18 protein-coding genes and 1 riboswitch are annotated in these 21,809 nt (G+C 75.9%); of the genes, 6 read left to right on the plus strand and 12 right to left on the minus strand.

Annotated elements, in window-relative coordinates; genetic code table 11:
- The first annotated feature begins 163 nt into the window (after positions 1 to 163).
- The gene (locus ACFV3R_RS02545) at positions 164 to 463 is read left to right on the plus strand and encodes a DUF6415 family natural product biosynthesis protein (protein WP_385573982.1); all 300 of its coding nucleotides are present in this window, start codon (positions 164 to 166) and stop codon (positions 461 to 463) included.
- Positions 464 to 655: 192 nt separating this feature from the next.
- Here ACFV3R_RS02545 and ACFV3R_RS02550 read toward each other — a convergent pair whose 3' ends face one another.
- The 6 genes from ACFV3R_RS02550 to cobN all read right to left on the minus strand — a co-directional run bounded on the left by ACFV3R_RS02550 (position 656) and on the right by cobN (position 9,108).
- Complete coding sequence (locus ACFV3R_RS02550; RefSeq protein WP_385573985.1) at positions 656 to 1,918, minus strand: cytochrome P450; 1,263 nt, start codon at positions 1,916 to 1,918, stop codon at positions 656 to 658.
- Entirely contained in the window at positions 1,915 to 2,565 is a 651-nt protein-coding gene (locus ACFV3R_RS02555; RefSeq protein WP_385573988.1) for an ATP/GTP-binding protein, read from the minus strand. The genes ACFV3R_RS02550 and ACFV3R_RS02555 overlap by 4 nt, the downstream gene beginning before the upstream one ends.
- On the minus strand, positions 2,546 to 2,899 hold the full coding sequence (locus tag ACFV3R_RS02560) for a DUF742 domain-containing protein (RefSeq protein ID WP_385573991.1): 354 nt from the start codon (positions 2,897 to 2,899) through the stop codon (positions 2,546 to 2,548). The genes ACFV3R_RS02555 and ACFV3R_RS02560 overlap by 20 nt, the downstream gene beginning before the upstream one ends.
- Positions 2,896 to 3,318, minus strand: a complete 423-nt coding sequence (locus ACFV3R_RS02565) for a roadblock/LC7 domain-containing protein (RefSeq protein ID WP_385573994.1) — start codon at positions 3,316 to 3,318, stop codon at positions 2,896 to 2,898. Before ACFV3R_RS02565 ends, ACFV3R_RS02560 begins: the two co-directional genes overlap by 4 nt.
- The gene (locus ACFV3R_RS02570; RefSeq protein WP_385573997.1) at positions 3,315 to 4,988 is read right to left on the minus strand and encodes an ATP-binding protein; all 1,674 of its coding nucleotides are present in this window, start codon (positions 4,986 to 4,988) and stop codon (positions 3,315 to 3,317) included. Before ACFV3R_RS02570 ends, ACFV3R_RS02565 begins: the two co-directional genes overlap by 4 nt.
- Before the next feature lie 460 nt (positions 4,989 to 5,448).
- Positions 5,449 to 9,108: a cobaltochelatase subunit CobN gene (cobN, locus tag ACFV3R_RS02575; RefSeq protein ID WP_385573999.1), complete on the minus strand. Its 3,660-nt coding sequence runs from the start codon at positions 9,106 to 9,108 to the stop codon at positions 5,449 to 5,451.
- 54 nt (positions 9,109 to 9,162) lie between these two features.
- A riboswitch (cobalamin riboswitch) is annotated at positions 9,163 to 9,234 on the minus strand.
- 241 nt (positions 9,235 to 9,475) lie between these two features.
- On the opposite strand from cobN, the gene ACFV3R_RS02580 reads away from it, so the two are divergent.
- From ACFV3R_RS02580 to ACFV3R_RS02590, 3 genes are all read left to right on the plus strand, one after another.
- Positions 9,476 to 10,867 carry a cobalamin biosynthesis protein CobG gene (locus tag ACFV3R_RS02580; protein WP_385574002.1) on the plus strand — a complete coding sequence of 464 codons (1,392 nt, stop codon included), beginning with the start codon at positions 9,476 to 9,478 and terminating at the stop codon, positions 10,865 to 10,867.
- 179 nt (positions 10,868 to 11,046) lie between these two features.
- On the plus strand, positions 11,047 to 11,673 hold the full coding sequence (locus tag ACFV3R_RS02585) for a precorrin-8X methylmutase (RefSeq protein WP_385574005.1): 627 nt from the start codon (positions 11,047 to 11,049) through the stop codon (positions 11,671 to 11,673).
- A complete protein-coding gene (locus tag ACFV3R_RS02590; protein ID WP_385574008.1) occupies positions 11,670 to 13,208 on the plus strand; it encodes a precorrin-2 C(20)-methyltransferase in 1,539 nt (512 codons plus the stop codon). Before ACFV3R_RS02585 ends, ACFV3R_RS02590 begins: the two co-directional genes overlap by 4 nt.
- Positions 13,209 to 13,258: 50 nt before the next feature.
- Here the strand turns inward: ACFV3R_RS02590 and ACFV3R_RS02595 are convergent, their stop codons facing one another.
- Positions 13,259 to 14,080, minus strand: a complete 822-nt coding sequence (locus ACFV3R_RS02595) for a cobalt-precorrin-6A reductase (RefSeq protein WP_385574011.1) — start codon at positions 14,078 to 14,080, stop codon at positions 13,259 to 13,261.
- Between the two features lie 33 nt (positions 14,081 to 14,113).
- Between ACFV3R_RS02595 and ACFV3R_RS02600 the strand changes: the two genes are divergently transcribed.
- Positions 14,114 to 15,421: a cobalt-precorrin-5B (C(1))-methyltransferase gene (locus tag ACFV3R_RS02600; RefSeq protein ID WP_385574014.1), complete on the plus strand. Its 1,308-nt coding sequence runs from the start codon at positions 14,114 to 14,116 to the stop codon at positions 15,419 to 15,421.
- A gap of 16 nt (positions 15,422 to 15,437) precedes the next feature.
- On the opposite strand, the gene cobM is transcribed toward ACFV3R_RS02600, so the two are convergent.
- The 4 genes from cobM to ACFV3R_RS02620 form a co-directional block, all read right to left on the minus strand.
- Positions 15,438 to 16,178 (minus strand): precorrin-4 C(11)-methyltransferase, encoded by a 741-nt coding sequence (gene cobM, locus ACFV3R_RS02605; RefSeq protein ID WP_385574017.1) that lies wholly within the window; start codon positions 16,176 to 16,178, stop codon positions 15,438 to 15,440.
- A complete protein-coding gene (gene cbiE / locus ACFV3R_RS02610; RefSeq protein ID WP_385574279.1) occupies positions 16,175 to 17,500 on the minus strand; it encodes a precorrin-6y C5,15-methyltransferase (decarboxylating) subunit CbiE in 1,326 nt (441 codons plus the stop codon). The genes cobM and cbiE overlap by 4 nt, the downstream gene beginning before the upstream one ends.
- 237 nt (positions 17,501 to 17,737) lie before the next feature.
- Positions 17,738 to 18,799, minus strand: coding sequence for an NAD(P)-dependent alcohol dehydrogenase (locus tag ACFV3R_RS02615; protein ID WP_385574021.1), 1,062 nt, complete (start codon positions 18,797 to 18,799; stop codon positions 17,738 to 17,740).
- The gene (locus tag ACFV3R_RS02620) at positions 18,796 to 19,761 is read right to left on the minus strand and encodes a PhzF family phenazine biosynthesis isomerase (RefSeq protein ID WP_385574024.1); all 966 of its coding nucleotides are present in this window, start codon (positions 19,759 to 19,761) and stop codon (positions 18,796 to 18,798) included. Before ACFV3R_RS02620 ends, ACFV3R_RS02615 begins: the two co-directional genes overlap by 4 nt.
- 106 nt (positions 19,762 to 19,867) lie before the next feature.
- Between ACFV3R_RS02620 and ACFV3R_RS02625 the strand changes: the two genes are divergently transcribed.
- The gene (locus ACFV3R_RS02625; RefSeq protein WP_385574027.1) at positions 19,868 to 20,803 is read left to right on the plus strand and encodes a LysR family transcriptional regulator; all 936 of its coding nucleotides are present in this window, start codon (positions 19,868 to 19,870) and stop codon (positions 20,801 to 20,803) included.
- Between the two features lie 225 nt (positions 20,804 to 21,028).
- Here the strand turns inward: ACFV3R_RS02625 and ACFV3R_RS02630 are convergent, their stop codons facing one another.
- On the minus strand, positions 21,029 to 21,676 hold the full coding sequence (locus ACFV3R_RS02630; RefSeq protein ID WP_385574030.1) for a DUF4232 domain-containing protein: 648 nt from the start codon (positions 21,674 to 21,676) through the stop codon (positions 21,029 to 21,031).
- Positions 21,677 to 21,809: the final 133 nt, after the last annotated feature.

Below are 21,809 nucleotides of genomic sequence, written 5' to 3' on the forward strand. Positions count from 1 at the left end.
AGCGCGCTGGTCCCGGACCGGCAACGGAGCTGATGCTTCTCATCGGGCCCGCGGTCCTGACACCCGACGGTGGGGATCCGTCGGCCACCTGTGGTGATCAGGCTGCGAGGCGGTCGTGAGGCGGGCAGATACAGCCAGGTACGGGCCTGACGACCGGGAGACGATGGAAGAGACGTTCCGACGGGCTGCCGCCATGGGAGCCGGCCGTCTGAACCATCAGGCCGTGGCCGAGGTGCGGTGCCAACTGGTGGCCCACCTTGCGGCGTTGCTGGAAGAAGGACGCACCACTGCCGCGGTGATGCCCGTCGGCTCGTTCGACCGGCACCGGATGGAGATCCACCTCGATCGGCTCCTCCGGCTCCGTCAGCGCCCTGCGGCACCGTCAGCCGGTTCGGCCTACGCCGACGTGCGACAGCTTGTGGCCGGTTGCCGATGGCTACTCCAGCAGCTCGCCGGGCGGTGATGTCCGCCACTGAGAAGCGGTACTCCGCCTACCGTGTCGATTCCGTGGGGCCGCCCCGCTCCGGAGCCCGTGTACGGCTCGCTTCCTGCGGTGGCCCGGCCGCACGGCCCGGCTCGACGTGGAGACCTGACGCAAGCGGGCCCGCCCCCGAAGGACCGGACCCGCCCGCACCCGCTCAGTACTCCGTACCCCTCAGTACTCCGCGTCCCAGGTGCCGTGGGTGGGGGTGAAGGCCACGGGCAGGGAGGTCAGGCCGCGCATCCACAGGGACGGGTGCCAGACCAGTTCCTTCTCGTCGACGGCGAGGTGCACGTCGGGCAGGCGGTCGAGCATGACCTCGACGGCCGTCTTCGTCATCACCCGGGCGATCTCCGGTGCCGGGTAGGGGCAGGCGTGTTCGCCGTGGCTGAAGGACAGGTGCGCCTGGTTGTCCTCCGAGCTGTGGCCGGAGAGGTCGGGGCGGACGTCCGGGTCGGTGTTGGCGGCGGCGAGCCCCATGATCAGCAGGTCGCCGCGGCTGATGTGCTGCCCGCCGAGCTGGGTGTCGCGCGCCGCCCACCGGCCGATGAAGTTCTGCGTCGGGGTGTCGTGCCAGAGGACCTCGGTCAGCGCCTGGCCCACACTGCGGCGCCCGCCGGTCAGGGTGAGGGCGAACCGGTCGTCGGTCAGCATCAGGCGGAGGCTGTTGCCGATCCAGTTGGCGGTCGGCTGCTGGGCGGCGGCCATCACCACCAGCAGGTCGATGACGATCTCCTCGTCCGTCAGCCCCGCCGGGTGGTTGAGCAGGACCGAGGGGACGTCGGCACCCGGCCGCTGGTGACGGGCGGCCACCAGACGCGCCATGCGGTCGGCGACCCGCTGGTGCGCGGCGATGGCGTCCTTGTTCTCGTCGAGCGAGTCGGAGATGTCGCCCACGAGGCCGGGGACCTCGTCCGTCGGGAAGCCGAACAGCTCCGCGATGACCATCAGCGGCAGGTTGAGGGCGTACTGCGCCATCAGGTCCGCCTCGCCGGCGCCGGAGAACGCGTCGATCAGGGAGTCCGCGACCCGCTCGCAGAGCTGCCGCAGTTCGAAGGGGTCCCCGATCTGCAGTGCGTCGCTGATCGCGCCGGAGCGGCGGCGGTGCTCCTCGCCCTCGGCGAACATCACCGAGGGCTGGTAGCCGACGAAGGGCATCAGCGACCAGTCCGCCGGGATGCGGTCCCAGGCGGGCCAGCGGCGGGAGTCCCGGGCGAACAGCTCGGGGTTGTCGGTGACCTGGTGGACCTCCCGGTAGCCCATGACCAGCCAGGCCGGGATGTCACCCTCCAGCAGGATCGGCGCCACCGTGCCGTGCTCCCGGCGCAGCCGCCGGTACAGCGCAGCGGTGTCGCCGCCGAGGCCCTCGCCGTAGAGGGGCACCGCTCCGGGGTGGACGGGGCACCCGGGGGCTGCGGAGTGAGGCTGCTGGGTCACGACACGGTCTCCTGCTCGGCCAGCGCGAAGAGGTGGTTGGCGAGGGCGATGAGAACCTGCTTGCTCGACTCGCGGTCCCTGGCGTCGCAGTCGATCAGCGGCACCTCGGGGGCGAGGTCCAGCGCCTCCCGTACCTCGTCCAGGGTGTGGGTCTCACCCCCGAAGTCGTTGCGCGCCACGATGAACGGCATGCCGTGGGCCTCAAGGCGGTCGATGGCGTACCAGGAGTCGTCCAGCCGCCGGGTGTCGACGAGGACGACGGCGCCCAGGGTGCCCGAGAAGAGGCGGTCCCACAGGAACCAGAAGCGCTCCTGCCCGGGGGCGCCGAAGAGGTAGAGGATCGTCGACTCGTTGACGCTGATGCGTCCGAAGTCGAAGGCGACGGTGGTGGTGGACTTGCCCTCCACGCCGACCGGTTCGTCGATGCCGACGCCGGCCTGCGTCATCGTCTCCTCGGTGTTCAGCGGACGTATCTCGCTGACCGAGCGGACCATCGTGGTCTTGCCCACGCCGAAGCCGCCCACGATGACGATCTTCAGGCCCTCGGTCGCGGTCTGGGGCAGAGGGGCCCGGGCGCCCTGGGGGTCGAGCGCCTCACCGTCGGGCGCGCTCGGTTCGGTCAGGCTCTCAGAGGCGGTGGAGTGCATCGAGCACATCCTTCAACAGGTCGGTGTCGGGAAGGACCGCGGTGGTGGAGTGCGGGTGGCGGGCGGTGATCCGGCCGGTGTCCAGCAGGTCGGCCAGGAGGATGCGGACCACGCCGATCGGCAGCCCCAGGGCGGCGGAGACCTCCACCACCGCCGTGGGGCTCTTGCACAGCCGCAGAATGCGGACGTGCTCGGACTGCATCCCCGGAGCCGGCTCGCACTCGCTGACGATCAGCGTCACCAGGTCGAAGACGTGCGCCGCGGTGGAGCGGCTCCGCCCGCCGGTGACGATGTAGATGCGGTCCGGGTCGTCGTCGGGCCCGAGCCGCCTCATGCCGATTGCCCCGGCAGCGGGGCCGACGCCCGGGGCTCGGCCCGCAGGTAGTCACCGATCTGCTCGACCAGCTCGTTCATGTGGAAGCCGATGAGCCCGGGGTCGGAGTCCTCCTCGGCGACCAGCGCCAGGTGGGCGCCGTGGCCCGCCTCCACGATGAAGAGGATGCCGCCGTGGAACTCGGCCATCGCCTGGCGCACACCGCCGCTGCCGTCACCGAACTCCACGGAGGCGCCGTGGGAGAGGGACTGGATGCCCGAGGCGATCGCGGCCAGCTGGTCGGCCTGGTCGACCGTCAGCTGCGGTGAGTGGCACAGCTTGAGCCCGTCGCGCGAGAGGACGAGAGCGTGCCGGGCGCCGGGCGTCTTGTCCAGGAGCTTCTCCAGCATCCAGTCCAGGCTGTTGTCGGTGGTGTTCATCGTGCGTCGTCCTCCGGACGTACAGGGGGTGTGCTGAGTGTGGAAGCGGCGGAGCCGGACCCGTCGTCAAGTCCTCGGGGCTGTTCCCCCTCGGCGCGGGCGGCGTCCCCCAGGGCGAAGCCGCGGCCGTCCGTGTCCCCCTGTACGGCCTTGCGGAACGCGCGGAAACGGTCTGCGTTCTCCTTGTTGGAGCGGATCGGGCGGCGCGGCGCCGACCCCGTGGGCGGCGTCGTGGACTGACGGCCCGCCGCGGAGCGGAGCGTCTGCCCGCGGCGGCGCATCGGCAGGCCGCTGGCGCCGTAGCGCACCGGCTGCGTGCCCGTGGTCTCGGAGGCGTTGGGCGGCGCAGGGGTGGTGCCGCCGGCTGCGGGCCGGCCGGCCGGCGGGGTCGCCGCGGGCCGGTCCGAGGAGGGTGCGGGGTGGGGCGCCTGCGGCAGCGAGGGCCGCCGGGCCGGCGCGGGGGTGGTGTCCCAGCCGAAGGCGTCCACCGTGTCGGGCACCGTCGTGGCGGGGGTGGACCGGGCGTCCAGCGGGAGGGCGGCTTCCTGCTGCTGCGTCTGCTGGTAGAACAGCTTGTCCTGCGGCGGGTCGGTGACGAGCTGACGCGGGATGATGACGACCACACCGGTGCCGCCGCGGGCGGAGGGCCGGAAGGAGACCCGCAGCCGGTGCTTGCGGGCGAGGCAGCCGACCACGGTGAGGCCCAGCCGGGTGCCGGGCATCGTGGTGTAGTCCAGCTTCTTCGCCGAGACGGAGTCCTCGGCCTGGCGCAGCTGCCGCTCACCCATGACCAGACCGCTGTCCTCGACCGTCACGATGAGCCCCGACTGCGTCTCCTCGACGTAGACGTGGACCTCGGAGTTGGGCGGGGAGAAGACGGCCGCGTTGTCCATGATCTCGGCCAGCGCGTGCATGACGCCCTCGGCGGCGTGGCCGGCGACCGCGCGGTTGCTGGTGTTGTGCAGCCGGATGCGGCGGTAGGAGCTGATCCGACCCATCGCGCCGCGCAGGATCGACTCCATGACGATGGGCTTGTTCCAGCGCCGGCCGGTGCGGGAACCGGTGATGACCGCGATGGAGTCGGCCAGCCGCCCGGTCTGCGAGGTGAGGTGGTCGATGTGGAGCAGGCCGCCGAGGCTCTCCTCGTCGGCGCGGTTCTCCATCTCGCGCAGGTCGGCGAGGATGCTGGTGGTCAGCGCCTGGACCCGGGAGGCGGCGTTGCCGCAGGCGGTGAGGGCCGCCGCGCGCATCCGCTCGCCGCGGCCGACCTCCACGGCGAGGGTGTGGGTGACCTCGCGGAAGGCCGGCACCGTGCTCTGCGGGAGGCGGTCCAGGGCCCGCTCGGGGGAGGTGCCGTCGCGCAGGATGGCGATGAGCTCGGGGAGGGTGCGCCGGGCGAGCTCGTCGGCCTCGGAGGTCAGTGCCCGGGCGCGGGCCCGGTGGAAGTGGGCGACGGCGCGTTCGCGGGCGGCGGTGGCGACGGCGACGGTGAGGGCCAGGGCTGCGGCGCCCCCGCACCAGGCCATGGGGGTGCGGATGCTGGCGGGAGCCGTGAGCACGGCCCAGCAGCACAGGGCCGCGGTGATCACGACGGCGACGGCCGTCGCACTTACCACGGGCGCCAGTGGCGGGCGCTCCGCCTGAGCGCGGGCGGATATCAGTGCTGACATCGGGAGTCCTCAGGAACGGGGTACGGCAGGCGGTCCGTGCGGCGTGCGGACACGCCGTGATCAGTGCCGAAGACTATCTCTTCGGGCGTGCGGAGCAACGCGACGCCTACCCCACAAAGTTGGAGCCGACGGAGATCACAGGCGGTCCCTTCACAGTCATTTCACATCGGGCCGCGAGGCGACGCGGCGGCGAGCACGACAGGAAGCCACGATCGGGTGATTTTCTCGGTCGTTACCCGGCGCAGTTGCGGCTAACTGTGCTCCCATCAGGTCGACTATGCAAAACGCCAGTTGACGCCTGTGCGGCCGGTGCGGGCCCTCGTCGGGGCGTCACTCTCCGGAACCGGGCGGAAGCCGAGCGTCCGCATTTTTCGGGTGCGGCGTCACGTCGGGGTCCGCTCCCACCCGGTGGGCGCGGACCCCGACACGACGTACCGGCCGCTACGGCCGCCGGACCGCCCTACTCGTCGTCACCCTCCAGTTCGCCCTCGGTCTCCAGGAACGCCCGGCGCAGCTCCGCCAGCGTCTGCGGGTCGGGCTTCTCCCACATCCCGCGCGACTCGGCCTCCAGCAGCCGCTCGGCGATGCCGTGCAGCGCCCAGGGGTTGGCCTCCTGGAGGAAGGCACGGTTCTCGGGGTCGAGGACGTAGGTCTGGGCGAGCTTGTCGTACATCCAGTCCGCGACCACGCCGGTGGTGGCGTCGTAGCCGAAGAGGTAGTCGACGGTGGCCGCGAGCTCGAAGGCGCCCTTGTAGCCGTGCCGGCGCATCGCCTCGATCCAGCGCGGGTTGACCACCCGGGCGCGGAAGACGCGGGAGGTCTCCTCCACCAGGGTGCGGGTGCGGACCGTCTCGGGGCGGGTGGAGTCGCCGATGTACGCCTCGGGCGCGGTGCCGCGCAGCGCGCGGACGGTGGCGACCATGCCGCCGTGGTACTGGAAGTAGTCGTCGGAGTCGGCGATGTCGTGCTCGCGGGTGTCGGTGTTCTTCGCCGCCACCGCGATGCGCCGGTAGGCGCTCTCCATCTCCTCGCGCGCCGGGCGCCCTGCCAGGCCCCGGCCGTAGGCGTAGCCGCCCCACACCGTGTAGACCTCGGCGAGGTCGGCGTCGGTGCGCCAGTCGCGGGAGTCGATGAGCTGGAGCAGCCCGGCGCCGTAGGTCCCGGGGCGGGAGCCGAAGATGCGGGTGGTGGCCCGGCGTTCGTCGCCGTGGACGGCGAGGTCGGCCTGGGCGTGGGCCCGCACGTAGTTGTCCTCGGCGCTCTCCTCCAGCGCGGCCACCAGCCGCACCGCGTCGTCCAGCAGGCCCACCACGTGCGGGAAGGCGTCGCGGAAGAAGCCGCTGATGCGCAGCGTCACGTCGACGCGGGGACGGCCGAGTTCGGCGACCGGCACCGGTTCCAGGCCGGTGACGCGGCGGGAGGCGTCGTCCCAGACCGGGCGGACGCCCAGCAGCGCCAGCGCCTCGGCGATGTCGTCGCCGGCGGTGCGCATGGCGCTGGTGCCCCACAGCGAGAGGCCCACCGAGTGCGGCCAGTCGCCGTTGTCGTCGCGGTAGCGGGTCAGCAGCGACTCGGCCAGCGCCTGGCCCGTCTCCCAGGCCAGCCGCGAGGGCACCGCCTTGGGGTCGACGGAGTAGAAGTTGCGGCCCGTCGGCAGGACGTTGACCAGGCCGCGCAGCGGCGACCCGGAGGGCCCGGCCGGCACGAAGCCGCCGGCCAGGGCGTGCACCGCGTGGTCGAGCTCGTCGGTGGTGCCGGCCAGCCGGGGCGCGACCTCCCGGGCGGCGAAGGAGAGGACGGTCGCCACGGCCTCGCGGCGCTCGGCGGGCAGTCCGGCGGTGACGCGCTCGACGGCGGCCACGTCCCAGTCGGCGTCCTCCATGGCCTGCACCAGGGCGCGGGCCTGCTCCTCGGCGGCGTCGGCGGTGGTGCGGGTGGCGGCGGCCTCGTCCAGGCCGAGCGCCTCGCGCAGGCCGGGCAGCGAGGCGGTGCCGCCCCAGATCTGCCGGGCCCGCAGCACCGCCAGGACCAGGTTGACGCGGGCCTCGCCGGCGGGTGCGTTGCCCAGCACGTGCAGCCCGTCGCGGATCTGCGCGTCCTTGACCTCGCAGAGCCAGCCGTCGACGTGCAGCAGGAAGTCGTCGAAGCCGTCGTCGTCGGGGCGCTCCTCCAGGCCGAGGTCGTGGTGGAGCTTGGCGGCCTGGATCAGCGTCCAGATCTGCGCGCGGATCGCGGGGAGCTTGGCCGGGTCCATCGCGGCGATGGAGGCGTGCTCGTCCAGCAGCTGCTCCAGGCGGGCGATGTCGCCGTAGGAGTCGGCGCGCGCCATCGGCGGGACCAGGTGGTCGACGAGGGTGGCGTGGACGCGGCGCTTGGCCTGGGTGCCCTCGCCCGGGTCGTTGACCAGGAAGGGGTAGACCAGCGGCAGGTCGCCCAGGGCGGCGTCGGGGGCGCAGGCGGCGGAGAGGCCGGCGTTCTTCCCCGGCAGCCACTCCAGGTTGCCGTGTTTGCCCAGGTGGACCATGGCGTCGGCGCCGAAGCCGCCGTCCTCGCGGGAGGCGGCGATCCACCGGTAGGCGGCGAGGTAGTGGTGCGAGGGCGGCAGGTCCGGGTCGTGGTAGATCGCGATCGGGTTCTCGCCGAAGCCGCGCGGCGGCTGGATGAGGATGAGCAGGTTGCCGCGGCGCAGGGCGGCCAGCACGATGTCGCCCTCGGGGTTGCGGGAGGTGTCGACGAACATCTCGCCGGGCGGCGGGCCCCAGTGCTCCTCCACCGACTCGCGCAGCTCGCCGGGGAGCGTGGCGTACCAGCGGCGGTAGTCGGCGGCGGGGATGCGGACCGGGTTGCGGGCGAGCTGCTCCTCCGTCAGCCACTCCTGGTCGTGGCCGCCGGCCTCGATGAGCGCACGTATCAGCTCGTCGCCGTCACCGGAGGCCAGGCCCGGAACCGGCTCGTCACCGTAGTCGTAGCCCTCCTCGCGCAGCCGCCGCAGCAGCGCCACGGCGCTGGCGGGGGTGTCGAGGCCGACGGCGTTGCCGATGCGGGAGTGCTTGGTGGGGTAGGCCGAGAGGACCAGCGCCAGGCGCTTGTCGGCGTTGGGGGTGTGGCGCAGCCGGGCGTGGCGCACCACGATCCCGGCGACGCGGGCGGCGCGCTCGGGGTCGGCGACGTAGGAGGGCAGCCCGTCGGCGTCGATCTCCTTGAAGGAGAAGGGGACGGTGATGAGGCGGCCGTCGAACTCCGGCACCGCGACCTGCGAGGCGGCGTCCAGCGGCGAGAGCCCCTCGTCGTTGCGCTCCCACTCGGCGCGCGAGCTGGTCAGGCAGAGCGCCTGGAGGATCGGTACGTCGAGCGCGGCCAGCGCCCCGGCGTCCCAGGCCTCCTCGTCGCCGCCCGCGGAGGCCTCGGCGGGCCGGGTCCCGCCGGCGGCCAGCACGGTGGTGACGATGGCGTCGACACCCCGCAGCTCCGCGAGGAGTTCGGGCTCGGGGGCGCGCAGCGAGGCGACGTAGAGGGGCAGCGGCCGGCCGCCCGCCGCCTCGATCCGCTCGCACAGCGCGGTGACGAAGCCGGTGTTGCCGCTCATGTGGTGGGCCCGGTAGTAGAGGACGGCCACCACCGGTGCGTCCTGGCCCGGGGCCTGCGCCGTCGGCGTGTACGCCAGCGGGCCCCAGCTCGGGGCGGCGGCCGGCGGCTCGAAGCCGTGGCCGGTCAGGAGCACCGTGTCGGACAGGAAGCGGGCGAGCTGTTCGAGGTTGGCCGGGCCGCCGTGCGCGAGGTAGGCGTGCGCCTCCGCCGCGATGCCCACCGGGACGGTGGAGTTCTCCATCAGCTGGGCGTCGGGTGCCTGCTCGCCGGTGAGCACCACCACGGGCCGCTCCTGGGCCAGCAGCGCCGCCAGCCCCTCCTCCCAGGCGCGGACGCCGCCGAGCAGCCGGACCACCACGAGGTCGGTACCGGCCAGCAGGTCGGGCAGCCGGTCCAGGTCGAGGCGGGCCGGGTTGGCCAGCCGGTAGGAGACCGGGCCCTCGGCCGCGCGGGCGCTCAGCAGGTCGGTGTCGGACGTCGACAGGAGCAGGATGCGGGACTGCGGGGAGTTCTCCCCGGACGGAAGCTGCATGCGGCGTCGAGCCTTCCTCGGGGTCCGCGCCCCGGGCTGGTGGAGTGACGGCGGGAGTTCCTGACTCGCCCCGGTCTCCCGGGACTCACAGTGGCGGGACCGCGCCGGAATCTCACCGGCTTCCTCCCTCGGGGACGCGGACTGGCCGCGTTCCCGGCGCCGTCGCTGGCGGGTGTGCGGTCCGCTCGGACCGCCCGGCGAGTCTACGGGCTGTCGCCCGGCCACCGGTGGGCGCACGTGGGGCGCCGGGGGGCACGCCCGCGGTGCCCGGTGCGGTGGCGACGGTCGGGGCCGCGGGACCGGCCGGGCGGCCCCGCGGTCCGGCCGCCCGGACCCCCGGCGCCCCCTCGTCGGTAGGGTGGCGGCCATGTCCCGGCCCGACGCGAACCCCGCGATAGCCCCCGAACCGGACGCACCGGCTCCCCGAGCCGTCGCGGCCCCGGCAGGCGGCAGGTCCGCGCCGGACCCCGGTGACGCCTGCCCCGGCGCACTGCGGCTGCACGCGGCGGACGACGGGCACCTGGCCCGGCTGCGCCTGCCCGGCGGCCTCCTGACGGCCCCGGAGGCCGCGCTGGTCGCCGACCTCGCCGACGGACTGGGCGACGGCCACCTCGACCTCACCTCCCGCGGCAACCTCCAGCTCCGCGGCCTGCCCGCCGACGCCGGCGCCGCGCTCGCCGCCGCGCTGGGCGGCGCGGGACTGCTGCCCTCGGCCGTGCACGAGCGGGTCCGCAACGTCCTTGCCTCGCCGCTGGCCGGACTCGACGGCCTCGGCCACGGCGACCTGCGGCCGTGGGTGGCGGAACTGGACGCCCTGCTGTGCGGCGCCCCGGAGTTCGCCCGGCTCTCCGGCCGCTTCCTGTTCGCCTGCGACGACGGCCGCGGTGACGTCGCCGCGCTGGACGCCGACGTGACCCTCGTCGACCTGGGCGGCGGCGAGGCCGGGCTGCGGGTGCCGGGCGCCGCGGAACTGCGCCTCGCCCACGCCGACGCGCCCCGCGCGGCCACCGCGGTGGCCGCCGGTTTCCTCGCCGCCGTCCCCCGGGGGGCCCGGGCCTGGCGGGTGGGCGAACTGCCCGCCGACCGCGCGCTGGACACCGACCGGGTGCGGGCGCTGCTCACCGCCGCCGGCATCACCGTGCGCGACGCCGCCCCCGAGCCGCCGCGGCCCGCCCGCCCCCCGCTGCCCCGGTCGCCCGCCCTGGGACCCGTCGCCGGTCCCGACGGGCTCACCGCGCTGTCGCTGCTGGTGCCGCTGGGCCGGGTCGCCACCGGGACCTGGCGGGCCGTGGCCGAGCTCGCGGCCCGCGGGGGTGCCGGGCAGGTGCGGGTGACGCCGTGGCGCGGGCTGGTGCTGCCCGGCTTCACCGCGGCGGGCGCACCGCAGGCTCTGGCGGAAGCCGTCGGGGCCGGCCTCGTCGCCTCGGCCGACTCGCCCTGGGCCGGGGTCACCGCCTGCACCGGGCGGCCCGGCTGCGCCAAGTCGCTGGCCGACGTACGGGCCGACGCCGCCGCCGTGGTCGCCGCCCCACCGCCGGCCGCCGGGCCGGGCCGCGAGGTGGCCGCGGCCCGCGCCGCCGCGGCGGGTGGGCCGCTGCCCGTCCACTGGTCGGGCTGCGAGCGGCGGTGCGGCCACCCCCGCGGCGCGTGGGTGGACGTGCTGGCGCACGCGCCGGGCCCGGCCGGCGGACCCGGGTCCTACCGCGTCGCCGTGCACGGACCGGACGGCAGCCGACCGGCCCCGGGCGGCCGACCGTGACCCGCCACCGCCTGCCGGCCCCGCGCCGCACCCCCGCCCCAGGACACCCCGTGCAAGCCGCCTGAGGCACCCCCGCCCCGAGAACACCCGGGTACCGCCCCGCACGCCGGCCACCGCCGGCCCGCGGGCCGCTCCGGGCCCACCGCCCCCGATCCGCGACATCGCCCCCGAGGACAGCAGTGTTCGACTACGAGAAGGACGGCGCGGCCATCTACCGCCAGTCCTTTGCCACCATCCGCGCCGAGGCCGACCTCGGCGCGCTGCCCGCCGACGTCAGCCAGGTCGCGGTGCGGATGATCCACGCCTGCGGCATGGTCGACCTCGTCGCCGACCTCGGCTGGACGCCCGGGGTCGTCACCCGCGCCCGCGCCGCGCTGCGCGGCGGCGCGCCCATCCTCTGCGACGTCGCGATGGTCGCCTCCGGCGTGACCCGCCGCCGGCTGCCCGCCGACAACGAGGTGGTCTGCACCCTGTCCGACCCGGCCGTCCCCGAGCTGGCCGCGCGGATGGGCACCACCCGGACCGCCGCCGCCATGGAGCTGTGGCGGGACCGGATGGCGGGCGCGGTCGTCGCCGTCGGCAACGCGCCCACCGCGCTGTTCCGGCTCCTGGAGATGGTCGAGGAGGGCGCGCCCCGCCCGGCGGCCGTCATCGGTGTGCCGGTCGGCTTCGTCGGCGCCGTGGAGTCCAAGGAGGCGCTGGCCGCCCACCCCAGCGGCCTGGACCACCTGATCGTGCGGGGCCGGCGGGGCGGCAGCGCCCTGGCCGTGGCCGCGCTCAACGCCATCGCGAGCGAGGAAGAGTGACCACCCAGCAGCCCCCGCAGACCACCGGCCCCGGCCGCCTCTACGGCGTGGGCCTCGGCCCCGGCGACCCCGCGCTGATGACGGTGCGGGCCGTCGAGGTCATCGCCGAGGCCGACGTCGTGGCGTACCACAGCGCCCGTCACGGCCGGTCCATCGCCCGCGCCATCGCCGAGCGGCACATCCGGCCCGACCACGTCGAGGAGGCGCTGGTCTACCCGGTCACCACCGAGGGCACCGACCACCCCGGCGGCTACCGCGGCGCCATGGAGGAGTTCTACGCCGAGGCCGCCGCCCGGCTCGCCGCCCACCTGGACGCCGGACGCACGGTCGCCGTCCTGGCCGAGGGCGACCCGCTCTTCTACGGCTCCTACATGCACATGCACAAGCGGCTCGCCGACCGCTACCCCACCGAGGTCGTGCCCGGCGTCACCTCGGTTAGCGCGGCGGCGGCCCGGCTGGGTGAGCCGCTGGTGGAGGGCGAGGAGATCCTCACCGTCCTGCCCGGCACCCTCCCCGAGGAGGAGCTCGCCGCGCGCCTCGCCGCCACCGACTCGGCCGTCGTGATGAAGCTCGGCCGCACCTTCCCCACCGTGCGCCGCGCCATGGCGAGCGCCGGACGGCTGGACGAGGCGCGCTATGTCGAGCGCGCCACGATGGCGGGGGAGCGCACCGGGATGCTCGCCGAGGCCGACGCCGAGCAGGTCCCCTACTTCTCCGTCGCGGTCCTGCCCAGCCGCGTCCGGCTGCCCGGGGCGGACGCGGCCCCGGCCGGGCCCGCCGCCGGCAGCGGGGAGGTCGTGGTCGTGGGCCTGGGCCCCGCCGGGCCGCGCTGGCTCACCCCCGAGGCCCGCGGTGAACTGGCCGCCGCCGACGACCTGGTGGGCTACACCACCTACCTCTACCGGGTCCCGGTCCGGCCGGGGCAGCAGCGGCACGCCTCCGACAACCGGGTCGAGTCGGAACGCGCCGAGTTCGCCCTGGACCTGGCCCGCCGGGGGCGGCGCGTCGCGGTGGTCTCCTCCGGCGACCCGGGCGTCTTCGCGATGGCCACCGCCGTGCTGGAGGTCGCCTGCCAGGACGCCTACACCGACGTGGCCGTCCGGGTCGTCCCCGGCATGACGGCAGCCCACGCCGCCGCCTCCCGCGTCGGTGCGCCGCTCGGCCACGACTACGCCGTGGTCTCCCTCTCCGACCGCCTCAAGCCGTGGGAGGTCATCGCCGAGCGGCTGCACGCCGCCGCCCGTGCCGACCTGGTCCTGGCGCTGTACAACCCCGGGTCGCGCAGTCGCACCTGGCAGGTCGGCAAGGCCCGCGAACTGCTCCTGGAGCACCGGGCGCCCGACACCCCGGTGGTGCTGGCCCGCGACGTCGGCGGCCCCGGCGAGCGGGTGCGCGTCGTCCCGCTGGCCGAACTCGACCCCGCCGAGGTCGACATGCGCACCCTCCTGCTGATCGGCTCCACGCAGACCCAGGCGGTGCGCCGTGGCACCGGTGAGCACTGCGTGTGGACGCCGCGGCGGTACCCGGAGGGCTGACGGGAGCAGGCGGGACGGCGAGCCGGCGGCCGTCCGCGTTCCGCGGCCGGTCAGCCGTCCGCCGTCGGCCCTCCGGTGTCCGCCGTCGGCCCTCCGGTGTCCGCGGCCGTGGCGCGTCCGGCCAGCCAGGCCAGCGCGCCGGCCACGTCGGCGACCTGCGGCACACCGGCGGGCACCGGTGGCCGGCGCACCACGACCACCGGCACGCCCTCCTCGCGCGCCGCCGTCAGCTTGGCGGCGGTGGCGCGCGCCCCGCTGTCCTTGGTGACGAGGACGTCGACGCGGTGCCGGCGCAGCAGCTCGCGCTCCCCGTCGACGGTGAACGGCCCGCGCTCCAGGAGGACCGTCATGCGGGGCGGGTGCGGCGGTTCGGGGGGATCGACGGAGCGGACCAGGAACCAGGTGTCGGTGAGGTCCGCGAAGGTGGCGAGGCCCGTCCGTCCCGTGGTGAGGAAGACGCGGCGGCCCAGTGCGGGCAGCTGCGCGGCGGCCTCGGCGAGGGAGTCGACCGGATGCCAACGGTCGCCGGGCACCGGCACCCAGCCGGGCCGGCGCAGCACCAGCAGGGGAACATGGGAGGCCGCGGCGGCCCGCGCCGCGTTGCCACTGATCGTCTCGGCGAAGGGATGGGTCGCGTCGATGACCGCGTCCACCGCGTGCTCGCGCAGCCAGAGCGCCAGGCCGCTCGCCCCGCCGAACCCGCCGACGCGGACCTCGCCGGCCGGCAGCCGGGGCCGGGCCACCCGCCCCGCCAGCGAGGACGTCACCCGCCAGGCACCGGCACTCCCGTCCGCCGCGTGCACCGCCGCCGCCAGCTCCCGGGCCTCGGTGGTCCCGCCGAGCAGCAGGACGTGCGGTGCGGGACGGGACATACGGGGCCTCCGGGCCGAGGGGACGGACAACGGATGACAGACGGTACGACACCGGGCGAGACCCGCGGACCGGCGGGCGGAGCCGGAGCCGGAGCCGGGGACGGCGGCGGGCCCGCCGCGGCACCCCGGGGCACCGGCGGCCGCAGCGGCGCCACGCCACCGGCCGCCGGCGGGCGCGCGGCCCAACTGGCGCACACCGGGCTGCGGTCGGGCTGGACCACCGGGGCCTGCGCCACGGCCGCCGCCACCGCCGCGTACACCGCGCTGCTGACCGGGGACTTCCCCGACCCGGTCACCGTCACCCTGCCCAAGGGGCACACCCCGGCGTTCGCGCTGGCCGCCCAGGCGAGCGGGGCGGGCGGCGACGGCCTGCCCTGGGAGCCGCCCCGCGAGGGCCCGGGGCCCGCCGGCCCCGGGGCGCCCTGGGCGATGGCGGGCGTCGTCAAGGACGCCGGCGACGACCCGGACGTCACTCACGGGGCGCTGGTGCGGGTCACCGTCCGGCCGCTGCCGCCGGGCAGCGGCGTGGTGTTCGCCGCCGGCCCCGGCGTGGGCACCGTCACCCGGCCCGGACTGCCGCTGGAGGTGGGGGAGCCGGCGATCAACCCGGTGCCGCGCCGCCTGCTCCGCGAACACCTGGCCGCGGTCGCGGCCCGGCACGGCCGCACCACCCCCGACGTGCGGGTCTGCGTCAGCGTCGACCACGGTGAGGAGATCGCCCGCTCCACCTGGAACGGACGCCTGGGCATCCTCGGCGGCCTGTCGGTCCTCGGCACCACCGGCGTGGTCGTGCCCTACTCCTGCTCGGCGTGGATCGACTCCATCCGCCGCGGCGTCGATGTGGCGCGGGCTGCGGGCCGCACCCATGTGGCCGCCTGCACCGGCTCCACCTCCGAGCGGGTCGCCGTCGCCCTGCACGGACTGCCTGAGGACGCGCTGCTGGACATGGGCGACTTCGCCGGTGCGGTCCTGAAGTACCTGCGCCGCCACCCGGTGCCGCGCCTGACGGTGTGCGGCGGCTTCGCCAAGCTCTCCAAGCTCGCCGCCGGCCACCTCGACCTGCACTCCGGCCGCTCCCAGGTGGACAAGGGCTTCCTGGCCGACCTGGCCCGGCGCGGCGGCGCGAGCACGGAGCTGGCGGACCGGGTCGCCGGGGCCAACACGGGGCTCGCCGCGCTCCAGCTCTGCACCGCCCGGGACGTGCCGCTGGGCGACCTGGTGGCCGCCGCCGCCCGCGACGAGGCGCTGCGGGTGCTGCGCGGAGCGCCGGTCGCCGTCGACGTGGTCTGCGTGGACCGGGCCGGCACGGTGGTCGGCAGGGCCGGGCCACGCGGGGCGTGAGGCCCCCTCGCGGGCCCTACCGCTGCCGTTCGCAGGAGTACAGGTGGCTGTCGCGGAACTGCTCGGCGGCCAGCGTCCGGCCGACGAGGATGACGGCGGTGCGCAGCACACCGGCCGCCGTCACCTGCCCGGCGATGTCGGCGAGGGTGCCGCGCAGCACCAGCTCGTCGGGGCGGGAGGCGAGGGCGACCACCGCGGCGGGGCAGTCCGCGCCGTAGTGCGGCAGCAGCTCGGCCACCACCTCCTCGACGTAGCGGGTCGCCAGGTGCAGCACCAGCAGGGCGCCGCTGCGGCCCAGGGTGGCCAGGTCCTCGCCCTGCGGCATGGGGGTGGCCTGCCGGGCGACGCGGGTGAGGATGACGGTCTGCCCGACGGTGGGGACCGTCAGCTCCCGCCCCAGCGCGGCGGCGGCCGCGGCGAAGGCGGGCACCCCCGGCACCATCTCGTGGGGCACGCCCGCCGCGTCCAGCCGGCGCATCTGCTCGGCCACGGCGCTGAAGACCGAGGGGTCGCCGGAGTGCAGGCGCGCCACGTCCTTGCCCGCCTCGTGGGCGGCGACCAGTTCCGCGGTGATCCGGTCCAGATCCAGGGCGGCGGTGTCGACGAGGTGGGCGCCCGGCGGGCACTGCGCCAGCAGCTCGGCGGGGACGAGGCTGCCGGCGTACAGGCAGACCTCGCAGGACGCCAGCAGGCGGGCGCCGCGCACCGTGATCAGGTCGGCGGCACCGGGACCGGCCCCGATGAAGTACACGGTCACTGCGGCTCCTGGGAGGTCGGGGCGGAGGGGGACGGGGCGACGGGAGGCGGGCCGGCGGGCCCGGGGTGCGGTTTGACCACCGTCCACTGCGTCACCGGCATGGCCTGCCGCCAGCCGGTGAAGCCGCCGACCGGGACGGCCGAGGCGACCGCGAGCCGCACCAGCTCGCCGCCGTGGCGCCGGTACCACTGGGCGAGCAGCGCCTCGGACTCCAGCGTGACGGTGTTGGCGACGAGCCGGCCGCCGGCGGGCAGCGCGGCCCAGCACGCCTCCAGCAGGCCGGGCGCGGTCAGGCCGCCGCCGACGAACACCGCGTCGGGCGTAGGCAGCCCGGCCAACGCCCCGGGCGCGGCGCCGGTGACCACGCGGAGGTCGGGGACGCCCAGGTGGCGGGCGTTGCGGACGATCCGCCCGGCCCGCGCGGCGTCCCGTTCCACGGCCACGGCCCGGCAGGCGGGGTGGGCGCGCATCCACTCCACGCCGATCGACCCGGAGCCGCCGCCGACGTCCCACAGCAGTTCACCGGGGGCGGGCGCCAGGGCGGCGAGGGTGGCGGCGCGGACGTGGCGCTTGGTGAGCTGGCCGTCGTGCTCGTAGGCGGTGTCGGGCAGCCCCGCAGTGAGTCCGAGGCGGGGCAGCGGCCGTGCGTCGGCGGAGTCCGGCCGGTCGGGGGCACCCCGCTCCCCGGTGTCGCGGCGGCACTCCAGCGCGACGACGTTGAGGGGGTCGAAGGGCCCGCCGGCGCCTGCGGCCAGGCGTGCGGCGGTGGTCTCCTCGTGGACGTGCTCCGCGGCGCCGCCCAGCTGCTCCAGCACCCGTACCCGGGTGGCGCCGAACCCCCGCCCGCACAGCACCGCGGCCACCTCGCCCGGGGTCGCGGGCCCCGCGGCGAGCACCAGCACGCGGCGCCCCTCGTACAGGGCGGCGGCCAGCCGTTCGACGGGCCGCCCCACCAGGTTGACCACCTCCACGGCCTCCAGCGGCCACCCCAGCCGGGCGCAGGCGTAGGAGAGCGAGGAGGGGTGCGGGAGCACGTGCAGGCGGCCGGGGCCGAGTACCTCGGTAAGGGTCCTGGCGATGCCGTGGAACGAGGGGTCGCCGCTGGCCAGCACCGCCACCCGGCGTCCCGCCAGTTCCGCGACCAGGCCGGGGACGGCGGCCCGCAGCGGGGTGGGCCAGGTGATCCGCTCGGCCGTCACCTGAGGCGGCAGCAGCGCGAGCTGTCGTGCGCCGCCGACGACGGCCTCGGCCGCGCACAGCGCCTGGCGGGAGTGTGCGGTCAGGCCCGCCCAGCCGTCGGCGCCGATGCCGACGACGGTCAGCGGCAGGCGGTCGGGGCCCTCGGACGGCCCGGGGCGGTCCGGCCCGGTCGCGGCGGGGACGGAGTTCACGGCGGTCCTCGGGGTGGTGGGGCTTCGGCGGGGCGGTCCGGCAACGCGCACCGCGGGCCGGGCGGCGAGGGCGCTGGGGACGTCCGGTGGAACTCTAGCCGTGCACCGCGGGCCCGGGCCCGCCGGGGAGCGGGGCGCGGGGGCCCACCCCCGTCGAGGACGGACTCCTCACTCGTCGACGATGACGACCTTCCCGAAGTGGTTGCCGGAGGCGAGATGGCGGTAGGCCGCCGGGGCCTCCTCGAAGGGGAAGACCGAGTCCACGACCGGGTGCAGGCGGTGCAGTTCCAGGGCGCGGTTCATCTCCTGGAACATCTGGCGGCTGCCGACGAACATGCCCTGGAGGGTGACGCCCTTGCGGATGGCCTGACCGAGGTCGGCGCCACCGCCGCCCGCGAGGAAGCCGACGAGGCTGATCCGGCCGCCGGCCCGCACCGCGGCGAGCGACTGCGGCAGGGTGCCACCGCCGCCGATCTCCACGACGTGGTCGACGCCCCCGCCGCTCAGCCGGGCGACGAGGGGCCCCCAGTCCGGCGTCCGGGCGTGGTTGACCCCTTCGGCCGCGCCCAGGGCCCGCAGCCGCTCCAGTTTGGTGTCGCTGCCGGAGGTCGCCAGGACGCGTGCCCCGCTCACCGCCGCGAACTGCAGGGCGAAGACGGAGACCCCACCGCTGCCGAGCGTCAGCACCGACCGGCCCGCGCTGAGGCCGCCGGCCGCTACCAGGGCGTGCCAGGCGGTCACCCCCGCGCACGGCAGGGTGGCGGCCTCGGCGTGGCTGAGGTGGGAGGGCGCGCGGACGACGGCGTCCTCCTCGAAGAGCACGTACCGGGCCAGCACCCCCTGCGCGGGCCCGCCCAGGGCCCCGGCGGTCCGGGTGGCGTTGGCGGGGCCGGCCTGCCAGTGCGGCATGAAGACGCTCACCACCCGGTCGCCGGGGGTCCAGCGGGTCACCTCCGGGCCGGTGAGCACCACCTCGCCGGCACCGTCGGACAGCGGCGTCAGGTCGGGGACGAGGGCGCGGCCGTAGGTGTCGGAGGCGACCAGCAGATCACGGTGGTTGAGGGACCAGGCGCGCATCCGGACCAGGACCTGCCGCGGACCTGGCGGGGTGACCGCGCGGTCGTCCCGACGCAGCGAGTCGATGCCCTGGAAGACCGGCAGGTGGTAGTGGGCGGCGCGGTCGGGGACGGACCCCGGGAGCGGTGCGGTGGGCGTGGGGCGCTGCGTCATCGGGCCTGGTGCTCCTTCGGTGCCGTGGTGGTGCCGGCGGCCAGGGGGACCACCCGGCCGGTGACCCGGGACCTGTTCTCGTCGGGCGCGAGGTCCAGGGTCAGCTCGCCGGGGCGCCCCATGTCCTCGCCCTGCCGGATGCGGACCCGGGTCGGCCCGTCGACCGCGCCCAGCGCCCGCAGGTAGCCGCCGAGTGCCGCCGCCGCGGCGCCGGTCGCCGGGTCCTCGTACACACCGCCGACGGGGAAGGGGTTGCGGGAGTGGAAGCGGAGCGTGGTGGTGCCCGCGGGGTCGCCGGCCGTCTCCGTCACCTCCTCCCGCCACAGCAGTTGCAGGGTGGTCCAGCCGTACTCGCGCATCACCGCCGTCAGCCGCGGGACGTCGTAGTCGAGGTCGGCGAGGCGCTGCCGGGAGCCGGCGGCGAGGACCAGGTGGTCGTTGCCGCCGAAGGCGACGTGCGGCGGCAGCTCCGGGTCGAGGTCGGCGGTGTCCCAGCGCAGTGCGGTGAGGGTCGCGGTCAGCTCGTCGGCGGTGGCGGGTCGCGAGCGGGTGGGGACGCTGGTGAGCGTGACCGCCGGCGGGCCGTCGCCGGTGGTGGTGGTCACCCGGATCTCGCCCGCCGGGGTGTCGAAGACCAGCGGGCCGGGTCCGGTGCGGGCGGCGAGCGCACCGGCTGTGGCGACGGTGGCGTGGCCGCAGAAGTCGACCTCGGCGCGGGGGCTGAAGAAGCGCAGCCGGTAGCGGCGGGCGGCCGGGTCGGAGGCGGTGACGAACGCGGTCTCGGAGTAGCCGACCTCGGCGGCGAGGGCGAGCATCCGCACCTCGTCGAGGCCGGAGGCGTCCAGGACGACCCCGGCGGGGTTGCCGCCGCCGGGGGTGTCGGTGAAGGCGGCGTACCGCAGGACGTCGGGCGTGGACGAGGCTGCTTCGGTGGCGGCCGGCCGGCCGGGCTGGAAGGTCATGGGACCACCGTTCCACCGCGCCCCCATCGCGTCCAACGATGAGTTTCGCTCCACGCGATCGAGAACCTCGATTGCAGGTGTCTCACCTGCTCCGTAGGGTGGCGCGGTGGACACCCGCATCCTGCGTACCTTCGTCACCCTCGCCGCCACCCGGTCCTTCACCGCCGCGGCGGACGAACTGCACCTGGCGCAGTCCACCGTCACGGTGCACATCCGCTCCCTGGAGAAGGACCTCGGCTCCCGCCTCTTCGACCGGCTGCCCTCCGGTGCCGTGCTGACCTCGGCCGGACGCCGGCTGCTGACCGAGGCCGCAGCGCTGCTGGACGCGGAGGCCCGGCTGCGGGCCACGGCTGCGGCGAGCGGCGAGCCCGCCGGTGCGGCGGTGTCCGGGGAGGTGACGGTGGGCGCCGGCGAGTCGCTGTGCGCCACCCGGCTGCCCGGGGTCCTGGCCGCCCTGCGGCGCAGTCACCCCGGCATCGACGTGCACCTCCTCCAACTGGGCACCCGGGCCGCCGTCGAGGCGGTGCGGGCCGGCCGGGTGGACCTGGCGCTGCTGATGGAGCCGGAGGTGAGTGAGGGAGACCTGGTGGCGCGGCGCATCGGGGAGGAGCCGGTGGTCTACCTGGCGGCGGCCGGCCATCCGCTCGCGGGCCGGCCGGTGGGGTGGGAGGAACTGGCGCGGGAGGAGTTCTTCGTCCACGAGGCCGGCTGTGTGTACAGCGACCGGCTGGTGCGCGCCCTGCTCTCGCTGCCGGTGCCGCCCCCGCGGCTCACCCGCTTCGGCGGCATCGAGGCGACCCGCGCCTGCGTGGTGGCCGGGCTGGGGCTGACCGTCCTGCCGCGCGCCACCGTCGAGCGGGACCTGCGCGCGGGGCTGTTGGCGGAGGTGGCCGGACCGCCTGCCGAACCCGCCCCGGTCCTGCTGGCACGTCACCGGCGGCGCTGGGTGTCCCCCGCCGCGGCGGTGGTCGCCGAGGCGCTGACGCGCGGCGCGGCCGGGTCGCCGGACCGGGGGCCGGGCGACGCGGGGGCTGTGGACTGACGGTGCGCCGGCCGTGGGCCGGGACCGTGCGGTGGCGCCCGGCCGGGGCGTGCGGTGGCCGGCCGCGGATCACGGCTCAGCCCACCGGCGGGCACCGGTGGGCCTGCTGCCGGGCGGGAACCGGGACGGGGGGCTCGCGCCGGTCCACTGCGCCGCCGTCCGGCGTGGGGGTGCGGACGGTGGTCGTGGGCGCCGGCCCGGGCTCGCCGTCCCGGGAGGGAGGCGTCAGCGGGCGAGTGCGGTCGTGGTGAAGCTGTCGCCGCACACCTCGGGCTGGGAGGTCCCGAGGGTGACGGACTCCTTCGAGCCCGGCGGGTAGACCTTGAGGTAGGCGGGCTTGGCCCAGCACGAGTCGCCCTTCACGCCCTGGTTGAGGGTGTGCAGGGTGACGTCGGCCGTGCCGCCGCCGGCGAGGGTCACCGCACCGTGGGAGGAGCCCTCCCGCGACGCGGGCTTGCCGATGGTGGTGCCGTCGCGCTTGATGAGCGAGACGCCCGGGAACCCCTGCAGCGTGCAGCTCTTGGCGCCCTTGTTGTGGAAGGTGAGGGTGTAGTGGACCTGGCCCGCCCCGACGTCGGAGGAGCCCAGCGTCACCGACAGGTCGTCGGCGGAACACCGCGTGCCCAGCGCGGCGTTCTCGTGCCCGGTGGCCTTGCTCGACGAGGTCGTGCTGGCCCCCACCGAGGACGAGCCGGTGCTCGACCCGGCCGAGGAGGAACCGCCGGGGGGCCGGCCGCTGCCGCCGCCCGGCGTCCCGCTCGGTGCGGAGGCCGCGGTGGTGGAGGAGTCACCCTGGGCGCCGGTGGACTGGCCGCCCGCGCAGGCGGTAGTGGCCAGGGCCAGGGCGAGGACGCCGGCAGCGGCCAGCGCCACGCGACGCGGCCCGATACGCGAGCGACCTGCGCCGGAGCCCGGTGCCGAGGTGTGGGAAGCGGAGGACGTGGGTACTGCTGCTGGTTTGGACATGTCTCTCATCTGCTCGATCCTCGCCGGTCTGAACGTCATA

This window comes from Streptomyces sp. NPDC059740, assembly GCF_042733155.1.
Lineage (GTDB): Bacteria > Actinomycetota > Actinomycetes > Streptomycetales > Streptomycetaceae > Streptomyces.